11 protein-coding genes and 1 pseudogene are annotated in these 12,433 nt (G+C 26.2%); 9 read left to right on the top strand and 3 right to left on the bottom strand.

Going from position 1 to position 12,433, the window contains the following annotated elements:
- Nucleotides 1–371: 371 nt before the first annotated feature.
- Nucleotides 372–1,430 (bottom strand): N-acetyl-gamma-glutamyl-phosphate reductase, encoded by a 1,059-nt coding sequence (argC, locus tag BMUR_RS02725; RefSeq protein ID WP_013113066.1) that lies wholly within the window; start codon nt 1,428–1,430, stop codon nt 372–374.
- A gap of 334 nt (nt 1,431–1,764) precedes the next feature.
- Here argC and BMUR_RS02720 point away from each other — a divergent pair, with 334 nt between their 5' ends.
- The 4 genes from BMUR_RS02720 (at nt 1,765) to BMUR_RS02705 (ending at nt 5,266) form a co-directional block, all read left to right on the top strand.
- Nucleotides 1,765–2,394: a MotA/TolQ/ExbB proton channel family protein gene (locus tag BMUR_RS02720; RefSeq protein WP_013113065.1), complete on the top strand. Its 630-nt coding sequence runs from the start codon at nt 1,765–1,767 to the stop codon at nt 2,392–2,394.
- Between the two features lie 152 nt (nt 2,395–2,546).
- The gene (locus BMUR_RS02715; protein WP_041750048.1) at nt 2,547–3,479 is read left to right on the top strand and encodes an ABC transporter substrate-binding protein; all 933 of its coding nucleotides are present in this window, start codon (nt 2,547–2,549) and stop codon (nt 3,477–3,479) included.
- A 7-nt stretch (nt 3,480–3,486) separates the two neighbouring features.
- Nucleotides 3,487–4,491, top strand: a complete 1,005-nt coding sequence (locus BMUR_RS02710; RefSeq protein ID WP_013113063.1) for a FecCD family ABC transporter permease — start codon at nt 3,487–3,489, stop codon at nt 4,489–4,491.
- A gap of 1 nt (nt 4,492) precedes the next feature.
- On the top strand, nt 4,493–5,266 hold the full coding sequence (locus tag BMUR_RS02705) for an ABC transporter ATP-binding protein (RefSeq protein WP_013113062.1): 774 nt from the start codon (nt 4,493–4,495) through the stop codon (nt 5,264–5,266).
- 22 nt (nt 5,267–5,288) lie between these two features.
- Here the strand turns inward: BMUR_RS02705 and mscL are convergent, their stop codons facing one another.
- Nucleotides 5,289–5,753 carry a large conductance mechanosensitive channel protein MscL gene (gene mscL / locus BMUR_RS02700; protein WP_013113061.1) on the bottom strand — a complete coding sequence of 155 codons (465 nt, stop codon included), beginning with the start codon at nt 5,751–5,753 and terminating at the stop codon, nt 5,289–5,291.
- 127 nt (nt 5,754–5,880) lie between these two features.
- Between mscL and BMUR_RS02695 the strand changes: the two are divergent.
- The 3 genes and pseudogenes from BMUR_RS02695 to BMUR_RS02685 form a co-directional block, all read left to right on the top strand.
- Nucleotides 5,881–6,263: pseudogene (locus tag BMUR_RS02695) on the top strand (PD-(D/E)XK nuclease family transposase); the annotation flags it as partial.
- A gap of 156 nt (nt 6,264–6,419) precedes the next feature.
- Complete coding sequence (locus tag BMUR_RS02690) at nt 6,420–6,977, top strand: flavodoxin domain-containing protein (protein WP_013113059.1); 558 nt, start codon at nt 6,420–6,422, stop codon at nt 6,975–6,977.
- A gap of 114 nt (nt 6,978–7,091) precedes the next feature.
- On the top strand, nt 7,092–8,852 hold the full coding sequence (locus tag BMUR_RS02685; protein WP_013113058.1) for a hypothetical protein: 1,761 nt from the start codon (nt 7,092–7,094) through the stop codon (nt 8,850–8,852).
- Nucleotides 8,853–8,939: 87 nt separating this feature from the next.
- Here BMUR_RS02685 and BMUR_RS02680 read toward each other — a convergent pair whose 3' ends face one another.
- Entirely contained in the window at nt 8,940–9,497 is a 558-nt protein-coding gene (locus BMUR_RS02680; protein ID WP_013113057.1) for a carboxymuconolactone decarboxylase family protein, read from the bottom strand.
- A gap of 391 nt (nt 9,498–9,888) precedes the next feature.
- On the opposite strand from BMUR_RS02680, the gene BMUR_RS02670 reads away from it, so the two are divergent.
- The gene (locus BMUR_RS02670; protein ID WP_013113055.1) at nt 9,889–10,818 is read left to right on the top strand and encodes a glycosyltransferase family 2 protein; all 930 of its coding nucleotides are present in this window, start codon (nt 9,889–9,891) and stop codon (nt 10,816–10,818) included.
- Nucleotides 10,819–10,835: 17 nt separating this feature from the next.
- Nucleotides 10,836–12,407: a hypothetical protein gene (locus BMUR_RS02665; RefSeq protein ID WP_013113054.1), complete on the top strand. Its 1,572-nt coding sequence runs from the start codon at nt 10,836–10,838 to the stop codon at nt 12,405–12,407.
- Nucleotides 12,408–12,433: the final 26 nt, after the last annotated feature.

Raw genomic sequence — 12,433 nt, 5'->3', positions numbered from 1 at the left:
AATTATTTTTTTGTTGCTAGCTATAAACTCGCTTTAAATTAGCTGACAACTTCCAGTTATCAGCTGTTCGTTTATAGCTTTAAAATTATTTTTTTGTTGCTAGCTATAAACTCGCTTTTAATCAGCTGACAACTTCCAGTTATCAGCTGTTCGTTTATAGCTTTAAAATTATTTTTTTGTTGCTAGCTATAAACTCGCTTTTAATCAGCTGACAACTTCCTTCACAATTTATCAGATGCTTGCTTATAGCTTTAAAATTATTTTTTTGTTGCTAGCTATAAACTCGCTTTTAATCAGCTGACAACTTCCTTCACAATTTATCAGATGCTTGCTTATAGCTTAAAATTACTTTTTATTAAAATAATTATTTATTAAAAAGCTGGAGGAATTATATTCAATCCCTCATCTTCTTTTAATCCTAATGCTATATTCATGTTTTGTATTGCCTGTCCTGCTGCTCCTTTTACCATATTATCTATTGCTGATACTATTATTAATTTATTTGTTCTGCTGTCCATATGCAAAGATATATCACAGTAGTTTGAGTATTTAACATATTTTAAATTGGCAGTCTCTCCTATATTAAGCACCCTTACAAACTTTGAATCCTTATAAAACTCTTTATAAATACTGTGTATATTTTCTAATGTATCATTTTTATTTTCTAATTTAGCATATATCGTTGAAATTATTCCTCTGTTTAATGGAAGCAAGTGCGGAACAAAAGTTACTTTTATATCTTCTCCGTATATATTTGATAATGTTTGTTCTATTTCTGGTGTATGTCTATGTTCTGCAACTTTATATGGAGAGAAAGCCTCATTACATTCTGTAAAATGAGTATTTAATTTTAATTCACGTCCTGCACCTGTAGCTCCCGATTTTGAATCTATTATAATATCATCTTTTAATATTATTTTTTTTACCAATGCCGGAGCTAATGCTAAACCTATAGAAGTAGGGTAGCAGCCCGGATTTCCTATAATTTTTGCTTTTTTTAAATCTTTTTTATTATATACACTATCGTATTTAATTATTTCTGGTATTGAATATATTGCTTCTTTATGTATATTTTTGTACTTATATTCTTTGCCGTACCATTTTTTATAATCTTCCTCATTGTCTAGTCTGAAATCAGCACCCAAATCTATAAACAAAATATTTTTTTCAAAGCATTTATTTGCAATGTCATCGCTTAATCCTGCAGGAAGCGAAGCAAATACTACATCAGTATCTTCAAATATTTCATTTTCATCTGCTAATATTTTATCACAATTTTTGTTTAGATTAGCATATATTTCATTAATGTTTTTACCTACAAAACTTTTTGAAGAAAGATTTTTTAATTCTACTTTACTATGCGATAATAATAGTCTTATTAATTCTATTCCTGCATAACCGGTTGCACCTATAACAGATACTTTTATCATAATACAATACTCCTCTGATATTTCTTAGTAAGAATATATTTTTATTAAAAATTTTTGTTTAAAATTATTTTTTATGAAATTATTTTTATGAAAAGAAATTTGGAGGCTTAACGCCTTGAAAGATAGTTTAAAAACAAATTATAATTTATATTATACATTTTATTTTTCCTAAAACATTTTACTGTCTGCAAAAATACTATTATAAATAATAAAAAATGTCAAGGATTTTTATATTTATTTTTAAAATAAAATATATTTTTAATTATTGATTTTTTATATTCTTACAATTATAATGTTTTAACCAATAACGATATTTATATGAGGCATTTTATATATGGATAATATATTCGGTTCTGAAAGTCTTTTAAACTCAGCTATGACTGTTTGCTGGATAGGGCTTCTCATATCTTCAGTATTAGCTTTAACTATAATAGTAGATAGATTTATATATTTTACAAGAATAAAATCAGAGGATAATTCATTAGCTCCAAAATTAATTTCTTTAGTTAAAGAAAAAGAAATAAAAGCAGCTATTGCATTATGCGAGGCTTCTAAATCGCCATTATCAAATATTATAATGTCCGGACTTAAAAATATTAATGCTCCGAAAGAGTTTATGCAAAGTGCTTCAAATAAAGAACTTCCAAGACTTGAAAGATTTATTTCGGCACTTTCTACTATATCTACAATAGCACCGCTTTTAGGTCTTTTAGGTACTATACTTGGTATGATACAGTCATTTGCTGTGATTTCAGTTGTAGGAAGCGGAAAACCTACTGCTTTGGCTTCTGGTATAGCTAATGCTTTACTTACAACTGCTGCCGGACTTATTATTGCCATACCTGCTGTTATATTTTATAATTATTTTGTAAATACTATTAATGCAAGAATACTTTTTATGGAAAACTTATCTAATGAAATATCTGATTATATAATAAGTCAGAATAATGAAATTGATAAATAAGAATTAGTTTATAAAGTTTGTATGCATTAATAATAAAAAATTCTTTAATGATATGATTTTATTGACAATTATATATCTAAGTTTATAATCATAAAAAATAAATGTTTATATAAAAGTTTTTAATATAAAAAATAAGAGAAATGTTTATATTTATGAAAAAAATTAAAATAATACTATTAATCATTTTTAATATATTTTTACTTTCATGCAATGCTTCAAATACTTTTGATAATACGCTTAAAGACAGAGCTGGAAATAGTATAATATTACCAGACAGTATAAATACTATAGCATCTTTATCTCCTGCTGTTACAGATATTATAATAGCTTTAGGGTTTTCAGAGAAAATAATAGCTTCAGATGCAGCTTCAAAAGAAATCTTACAAACTAATAATATAGATATTTCTAACATATCTGTTTTTGATATGATGAATCCTGATTCTGAAAAGATGATATCAATTAATCCTGATATTTTATTTGTTAATAATTTCAGCGTATTTTCTGGTAAAAACTCTATTGATTCTATAAATGCTTCTGGAATATGTACAGCAGTTATACCAAATAGCGATACTATAAAATCAATAGAAGATGATATATATTTTATAGGGCATGTTTTAAATAAAAATTATGAAGCTTCAAATATTGTAAATATTATGGACTTAAATGTAGAAAAAATAAAATCCATAGGAAATACTATAACTAATAATAAAAAAGTGTATTTTGAAATAGCTGCTTTGCCTAATCTTTATTCATTTGGTACTAATGTTTATTTAGATGATATGATTAATATTATAGGTGCTGAGAATATATTTAAAGATAGAAACTCTTGGATAGCAGTATCTGAAGAAAATGTACTTTTTTCTAATCCAGACATAATATTTACAAGTGTGGATTATGTAGATAATCCTGAAGAAGAAATATTAAGCCGTCAGTCTTGGCAAAATATAAATGCTTTAAAAAATAAAGATGTATATTATATATCATCATCATCTTTGCCTACTCATAATATTATATATGCACTATTAGATATGGCTAAATATATTTATCCTAATGAATATAAAGATGTTCAAATAATTAGGAATTGACAATAAGATGATAAAAAAAATTATAATAATTTTAATATTAGTTTTTATCTCATCAATACTATCAGTATGCATTGGAAGTGTTTTTATATCTCCTAAAGAAATAATATGCATACTTATATATAAAGTCTCTAGCATAGAACTCATTCATATAAATAAAATAAACTCTGACATTATAAATATAAGGCTTCAGCATTCTGTATTATCATTATTTGTAGGAGCTTCTTTATCTATGACAGGCGTTGTGATACAGTCTATATTGAGAAACCCTCTTGCTTCTGCATATAATCTTGGTGTATCATCTGGAGCCGGACTTGGGGCTTCCTTACTTATAGTAATGAATATATCATTTAATCAATACTTTTTCATAGGTGTTTCAATGATATTTGCTTTTATTACTATATTGTTTATACTATTTATATCAAAAAAAATAGATAAATATATGAGCAGCAATTCTATAATACTTGCTGGAATAGTGATATCATTATTTTTAAGTTCAGTTATGAGTTTTTTATCGTATATGTTTCCTAAATACTCAAACAAAATAATACTTTGGCAGCTTGGAAGTTTATTTGTAAGAAATAAAATAGATATTTTGATTATTATTTCAATGACATTATTATTTTTATTAATACTTATTAAATATTCCAGTGTGCTTGATATAATAACTTTTGGAGATGAAACTAGCTTGTCGCTTGGTGTAGATGTAAAAAAAATGAGGATATTTTTTATATTAATATCTTCATTTATAACAGCGGTATTAGTTGCTTTTACTGGAGTAATAGGTTTTGTTGATTTGGTATCTCCTCATATAGCAAGAAAAATATTTGGGGCTAAGCATATTATAGTTTTTCCCGCATCTGCTTTAATTGGAGGGCTTCTTCTTAATGTTTCTGATATATTTTCTAGGATTATAGTTCAGGGTTCTAATATACCGATAGGGATAGTTACTGCTGTTATAGGAGCTCCTTTCTTTTTGTATATATTTATATCAAATAAAAATAACGGAATGTAATATGAATAAAACTGTTATGGTAAAAGCGGAAAATGTATCTTTGTATTATAAAAATAATATAAATAAAAAAGAAGTATTAAAAAATATATCATTTGAAGTATCTCAGAATGAAAGTTTATGCATTATAGGACCTAATGGATGCGGAAAGAGTACTTTGTTAAAATCGCTTTGCAGAATAATAGATTTTGAAGGTAATATATTTATTAATAATAAAGATATAAGAAAAATAGATACTTATAAAGCTATAGCAATTATGAGTCAAATGTCTTCTATTTATTTTGGATATACTTCTTATGATACAATAATGATGGGAAGATATGCCAATTATAAAGATAAATTATTATCTATGCCAAGTAAAGAAGATAAGGATTTTGTTATTCATTATATGGAAAAATTAAAGTTAATGCATTTAAAAGATAAATTGATAACAGAACTTTCTGGGGGAGAGCTTCAAAGAGTTTTTTTAGCGAGAACTTTAGTACAAAATCCTAGTATTATATTGATGGACGAGCCTACAAATCATTTGGATTTAAATAGTCAGATAGAATTAATTTATAATTTAAAAGAATGGGTGAAAAATGGAGATAGATGTATTATTGCTGTGCTTCATGATATAAATGCAGCATTAAATTTCGCAGATAAATTATTAGTTTTAAAAGAAGGCGGCTCTAAATATTTCGGAAGTACCAATAATTTTGATGTTTCATTATTAAACTATATATACGATATAGATGTTTTTGAGTATATGCATAATTCTTTTTTAAGGTGGTCATAATAATTTTGTCATGCATACAAATTTATTTATCTAAATCTGAAGTGCAGTGAGGGCATTTTACTGCTTTTATATTGACAGAAGAACAGCAGTAAGGGCATATTTTTTCTTCTGCTTCTTTATCTTCTTTTTCTTTTTTTACCATTTTTTCTCTCATTTTATTAAATATTTTTATTATCATAAATATTGCCAAAGCAGTTATAAAAAAACTTATTATAGTATTAATAAAAACACCAAAACCTATAACAACAGCACCAGCTTGTTTTGCTGCTTCTATTGAAGTATAAGGACCAGCGTCAGAAATACCTTTTTTAATTACTATAAATATATTAGAGAAGTCTATTCCGCTTAATATTAGTCCTATAGGAGGCATTAATATATCTTCAACAAAAGAATTAACTATTTTTGTAAATGAAGCCCCAATAACTATACCTATTGCCATGTCCAATATATTACCACGCATAATAAATTTTTTAAACTCTTCTATCATAGATAAAAATCCTAGTGAAAATTTTATATATATAAATAATAAAACAATTTATATTTTTTGCAAATTATACTTAATACTATTTTTATATAAACTTTGACAATTTATTACTTTTTAGTATAATAAAGCTATGAAAGAGATTAATAGACTTAATGATTTATTTGTACGATATCTAATTGGTACTGAGAGTGATGGAGATATATTAGAAAATATTGTTAATGCCGTTTTAAACGATGCAGGTTTTGAGTATGTAGGAAATCTAAAAATTATTAATCCTTATAATTTGGCAGAAAATGAAAATTTAAAAGAGTCTATTCCACCGAAGGTGATGTTAAAGCAAAAACTAAAAATGCTAAAAAGTACTTGTTGATATACAATTAGTAGACAACAACAATTTTATAAAAAGAATATTGTATTATATTGCAAAAAATATAGCTTTTGAATTAAAAGTAAGTGATTTGTACATTGGTATAAACCATTAGTATTAGTTTAATAAATTTTCATTTAGATATATGAACTTAAACTTATACAAAAAGAGAGCGTAAATGTTTGATATTGTTTATACATAAAAAACTTGTTCGCATTCTGCGAATTTACTAAATGCTCACAAGTTTTTATTTTTAATAATATAAAATTATAATTACGAAAAATTAATATAGGGGAAATATTATGTCAACTAATATTGCAGTGCTTTATAAAAGTAAATACGGAACAACAAGAACTTATGCTAAATGGATAGCAGACAAAGTTCATGGGGATTTATACGGTATTGATAATGTAACTATTGAGAATTTAAATAATTATGACTTTATCGTATTTGCAGGTGCTTTATATGCTGGTAAACTTTCTTCTGCTAAGAGGATAAAACAGTTTTTTAATAAGTTAAAAGGTGATAAGCATTTGTATTGTGTTATAGTCGGGCTTGGGGATACTAATGATAAGGAACTATATAATAATGCTGTTAATCAAAATTTTAAATCTGATATAAAAGATCACATGAAATTTTATTTTTTAAGAGGCGGGGTAGATTTTGATAAATTAAAACTTCATCATGCTTTGATGATGCATATGTTGAGAAGGATAATATCAGCTAAAGCAGTGAAAACAGAAGATGAAAAATTATTATTAGAAAATTACGGTAAAAAGATAGATTTTATAAATAAGAGTGCTGTTGAAGAAATAGTACTTGATATAAAAAATAAGAGTAAAGAACTTCAGAATAAATAATATATTATTTCAATTTAACCGCATATTTAAATAATTAATTAAAACTATTGAAATAAATATATTATAATGTATTCTTAGTATATATTGTATTAATTTTATATTGAGGTTTTTATATTGAAAAATAAAGTTTATTTAATTATATGTTTAATTTCTACAGCTTTTATTATTTCATGTGAAAAAATAAATCTATTGCGTCCTTCTCATATACCGCCTCCTACGGAGTTTCTAGTTTCTGATGAAATGCCTGATTATATATTACCTTCCCCTATACCTCCGGAAAATATAGAGGAAAGTTATATAGAAATAAAACCAGAAGTAGTTGCAGACGGTACCGTTTTTGGAGGTTATGGAAGAAGATTCAAATACAAAAATGAGTGGTATGTTTTGGCTACCAATGAATATCAATATGATATTAACACAAAAAATCTTACTCCTTCAGGAAAAGGTGCATTATTAAAAATTAATAATGATGGAAGTACAATAACTAAAATTTATAGTTTATCATTAGCTGGTGATTTAGAAAATACTGAATATTGGAAGAATTTAAACTCAAAACAATTAGTTATAGAATCAGATAAAGTAACAATACCATCATCAAAAGCAATGCAAAAAACTATTAATTTTCCAAAATATCCACGCAGATTAGATAGGGCGAATTTTTATACTACTAATCCTCCTCCTTATTATGACTTTGCATGCTATGGAAACTTAATTATTTATTCCATATATAGAGAATCTCAAAGTCTTATAAATTGGTCTGATTCTTCTGATGAAATAGAAAAAGCAAATTACTCTATTCCTATGCCGAATGATTATGATCCTAGTATACAGGGAGTATATGGTATGGAAACTTTGGATTTTTCTGCTTTATTTTATATTAAAGGTAAATTATTTATTACAGGGCAGAAATCTTTTGCAGATGATAACCCTAATGGATATAGAAGTTATCAATCTTCCGAATATACAGACGACTCAAAAGATTACTATGCAGTTGATATTACAAAAGATATTTTGAATAATGATAATTGGGTAAAATATGAATTTCCTTTCCCAGAAAAAAGACAGCAGTTTATTATAAAGTATGATAGAAATAAATTAGATAAAATATATATATATGGCGGAATATCATCACATTATGAGTATAAAGGCGGATATTGGACTTGGACTAAAGATAGAGAGTTTACCGATAAAGACGGCGTATGGTCAACAGAAGACGGTATAAATTGGAAAGAAGAAAATAACATAGATATAAGTAAATTAGATAATTATTATTATAATGCTAATCAGGAAAAAATTGATGTAGTTGGCGGATATGAAGTAAAAGAAGACGGTACACCTTTAGAGCCTTCATATACTGAATTAAATGGTAAATATTACAGAGCATTAAAAAATACATATCCTATACCGCCTATTAAAGAAATACTTGAGGCAGCTGACAGATTTGAAACTAATTTTACAATTACAGAAGAGCATATAAAAAACTCTGGTTCATATCAATTGCAGGTATCCTCTGTTTCTCCGGATAAAGCTTTAGAATCTGATTGGGCTAATATTGTACCTAATAATGAAATAACTTCTGCTATTGCTTGGGGAAGCGGCGGAGCTGATTTATTTACATTAAACAGCAAAATAGTACGTTTGGCCGATTATGACAGACAGTTTAAATTAGATAGTCAATATGAAACAGCTTTGAATCTTTCAGAGAAATATTATAATTTACTTTTAAAATCTTCTATGTCTGATTTTAAAAAGTATGATTACTATTTTCTATATTATAAAACTATGGCTGATATGCTTAAAATGATAAAAGATAAGGGTAATGATTATTTTCTTCCGGATAGGGCAGTTACACATTATACATTTGATATTAATTAACATTTTTTTATTTTTTATAAATAAAAAAACAAGAGTGTATATGCCTCTTGTTTTTTTAAATTTATATTTGCTATAATAAGTTAATGATTAATTATTTTTAGCTCTCCAAGTTTCTTTTTCAAACTCACCCTGTATAGGTACTAAAGATTCATCTAAATCTATTTTTAGTACAGCATTAAAATTATTAGTAGCCATCATCTGAGCTGCAAAACCTACTATAGTAACTATTTCAGAATCGTTAAAATGTTTTTTAAGATTGTTAATTAGCTCATCACTTACAGCATTAGGGTCTTTTACCATCTGCATACCTAATTGTGATAATAGCTGTTCTTTTTCATCTAGTTTAAGGTTTTTAGGGTCTTCTCCTATAGCTTTTAAATCTCTTATAAAGAATAAAGAACAAAGCATACAACCATTAGTAGTAGAAACAGAATGTGCTAGTATCATAGCTGCTCTTTTACCAACTACTTCTACCAATCTGTCAAAAGAAGTATACCACCCCATAAATGCTTCATAAGTTGCATAGTCATTTAATAATGCTTTTTTCATATTTGTAACATTGCCGCTTTTTTTTAATTGATAATCGAAAGCCTCTTTCACTTTACCTTGGGCTTCTTCATATTCCATAAATTTAACTCTAGCCATAAATTAAATACTCCGTTTAAAATTAACACTAAATTTAAATAATGTTTAATCTAGTATAACATAAATTGTAATAATATAAATACTTTATTTAGTAAAAATATTGAAATTTATATTATTATGATGTATAATAAAATGGTATTAGTTTTTAAGGAAGATTTATGAAATCAGAAATCAGAAATCAGAAATCAGAAATCAGAAATCAGAAATCAGAAATCAGAAATCAGAAATCAGAAATCAGAAATCAGAAATCAGAAATCAGAAATCAGAAATCAGAAATCAGAAATCAGAAATCAGAAATCAGAAATCAGAAATCAGAAATCAGAAATCAGTATATTAATAAATAATATAATCTATTGTCATTGCAAAAAAAATATATTTATGGCGGTGTATTATGAAAATTAGTATAATAATACCCTGCTATAATGAAGAAGAAGTTTTAAATACACTCTATGAAAGAATAAATAATGTTTCTAAAAAATTATCAGACTATGAATGCGAATTTATTTTTGTTAATGACGGCAGTAAAGATAAAACCGAACAGATAATAGAAGAATTAAATAAAAAAGACAGCAGAGTAAAACTTTTTTCTTTTTCACGCAACTTTGGACATCAGGCTGCAGTAAGCTGCGGAATACATAACTCTAAAGGGGATATAGCTGTAATAATAGATGCTGACTTACAAGACCCTCCTGAAATTATACCGGATATGATAAAAGAATATGAAAAAACCAAAACACCTATTATTTATGGTAAAAGAGTTTCAAGGAAGGGTGAGAGTATATTTAAGAAACTAACAGCATCATTATTTTACCGTTTGATAAATTTGCTCTCAGAAGTAAAGTTCCCAGTTGATACTGGAGACTTTAGACTTATAGATAAAAATGTTATAGAAGCGTATAAATCTTTTAGTGAAAATCCAAAATACATAAGAGGTTTAATAAGCTGGACTGGTTTTGAACAGAGAGCTTTCGAATATGAGAGAGATGCAAGAGCAGCAGGGCATACAAAATATACTTTTAAGAAAATGCTTAAGTTGGCTCTTACAGGAATTTTATCATTTTCTGTTAAGCCTTTAAGAATATCATTATTTTTAGGTATACTCGCTATATTTATTGCTTTAGCTTTTTCTATCAGAGTGTTTTATTTGTATTTATTTAATCCAGAGACTCTAGTAAAAGGCTGGGCTTCTATTATAATTACAATTCTTTTTATGGGTGGTTTTCAGCTAATTTCACTGTCTGTTATTAGTGAGTATTTAGCCAATATATTTAATGAAATCAAAAAAAGACCTGAATATATTATTAAAAAAACAATAGAATAATTTTTAAGGATAACAAAATGAAAAAGAATATCATATTATATAGTGCATTTATAATTCCTATTATACTTACAATAATAATACATATATATGGATTTCCAAGGGCAAAAGCCGATTTTGATCAATTTAAACAGTATGATGACATGGTAACTTTATATAATATGAATTCCATACCAGTTTTAGGTACAAAAATGTGGAATGCTGATGCTGACTATACCCCTAGAATGCCGGGCGGGTTTTATTATATATTGTATACATTCATTTATAGAATAACAAATGATAATTTTTTTATTTCACGTATTGTGTTTATGTTTCTATGTTTTGTAGTTTTATTTGTATTTTTATTGTGGCTTTATAAAAGGTTTGGAAAATATATAACTGCTGTATTTACTGCCTTATTATTATGCAATGCTTATTTATTTTTTGCTAGTATAGATATTTATAATCCAAATCCAATGATATATTTATCATTTATATTACTAATATTATTTTGCGAATATGTATCAGATGGAAAATATTCATATGTTTCAGCATTATTTATGTTTCCTATTATTGCTTTAATGGCTCAGTGTCATTTTGCTGTATTTTTTTCGATAGTGCCGTCATTAATAGTTTACCATATCATAAGATTTAAAACACTTACAAAGAAATATATAGTTCCGCTATTAATAAGTGTATTTATATCTTTTTTATTGTATTTACCTTATTTGATTAGTGAAATTAACAATGGTTTTTCAAATACATTATCAATGCTTTCATTTAGGGAAGGAGGAAAATTAGTAGGTCTTCCTCAAATTTACTGCATGCTAATATACCCTACAACAGAAATGTCTATCTTTTACGGAAGAACTAATGCTATACTTTATTTTTGGTTTAAAGATAATCCTTTTTTAGTTTTTATGGCATTAATGCTTTTACTCACAGCAGCTTTTTCTATAACTGCTTTTGTTTTTTCTGCCAAAAAAGTGTTTACAAAAAATAATCAATCTCTTGATGTTAGAGATATAATGCTAAGAGAAAGTATGATATTATATTTAATATATATACCTACAACATTACTAGTGTTTTTTATAGCTAAATCAAAACCCGGTACTTTTCATTATATTTATAATGCATTTGCTTTATCATTTGTTCCTATATTAATATTAACAAAATATATAGAGGAAGGACGTTTTATGAAATTAAAAACTTTTTTACCTATATTTGCCATTTTTGTAAGTATTGCTCTTTCTTTACATATTTTTAGGACAATAAATCTGTATACAAAACAATATAGTTATGATAATCACAAGGCATTAATGCAGTCAATAATAAATGATTCTAATGGAGAAGATTTTGATTTAAATACAATAAGAACTATTTCAACTATTAAAGAAATGTATAAATTTGCATCTATTATGTATGGAATATCTGATGAATGGAATATGAATGAAGAAGCAAAATTAACATATTTTATTTTTAATAGAGATATGTACTTTTTTACAGGTAAATGGACTGATGTAAAAGAAGGAAAAAATAAGCCTATACCAGAAGATGCTGTAAAGATATGGGGAGATGATGTTTTAGCTGTTTACAGATATATGAAAGATTAATAATATATTTAATGAAATCAAAAAAA

It is taken from the genome of Brachyspira murdochii DSM 12563, assembly GCF_000092845.1.
GTDB classification, from domain to species: domain Bacteria; phylum Spirochaetota; class Brachyspiria; order Brachyspirales; family Brachyspiraceae; genus Brachyspira; species Brachyspira murdochii.
Note: the sequence above shows the minus strand (reverse complement) of the source record. Positions and strands in the feature narration are given on the sequence as shown.

What these genes read in the sequence shown, in the direction of transcription:
- BMUR_RS02665 (WP_013113054.1), top strand. Translation starts at nt 10,836, where the DNA reads ATGAAAAAGAATATCATATTATATAGTGCATTTATAATTCCTATTATA.
- BMUR_RS02690 (WP_013113059.1), top strand. Translation starts at nt 6,420, where the DNA reads ATGTCAACTAATATTGCAGTGCTTTATAAAAGTAAATACGGAACAACA.
- BMUR_RS02670 (WP_013113055.1), top strand. Translation starts at nt 9,889, where the DNA reads ATGAAAATTAGTATAATAATACCCTGCTATAATGAAGAAGAAGTTTTA.
- argC (WP_013113066.1), bottom strand. Translation starts at nt 1,430, where the DNA reads ATGATAAAAGTATCTGTTATAGGTGCAACCGGTTATGCAGGAATAGAA.
- BMUR_RS02710 (WP_013113063.1), top strand. Translation starts at nt 3,487, where the DNA reads ATGATAAAAAAAATTATAATAATTTTAATATTAGTTTTTATCTCATCA.
- mscL (WP_013113061.1), bottom strand. Translation starts at nt 5,753, where the DNA reads ATGATAGAAGAGTTTAAAAAATTTATTATGCGTGGTAATATATTGGAC.
- BMUR_RS02705 (WP_013113062.1), top strand. Translation starts at nt 4,493, where the DNA reads ATGAATAAAACTGTTATGGTAAAAGCGGAAAATGTATCTTTGTATTAT.
- BMUR_RS02680 (WP_013113057.1), bottom strand. Translation starts at nt 9,497, where the DNA reads ATGGCTAGAGTTAAATTTATGGAATATGAAGAAGCCCAAGGTAAAGTG.
- BMUR_RS02720 (WP_013113065.1), top strand. Translation starts at nt 1,765, where the DNA reads ATGGATAATATATTCGGTTCTGAAAGTCTTTTAAACTCAGCTATGACT.
- BMUR_RS02715 (WP_041750048.1), top strand. Translation starts at nt 2,547, where the DNA reads ATGAAAAAAATTAAAATAATACTATTAATCATTTTTAATATATTTTTA.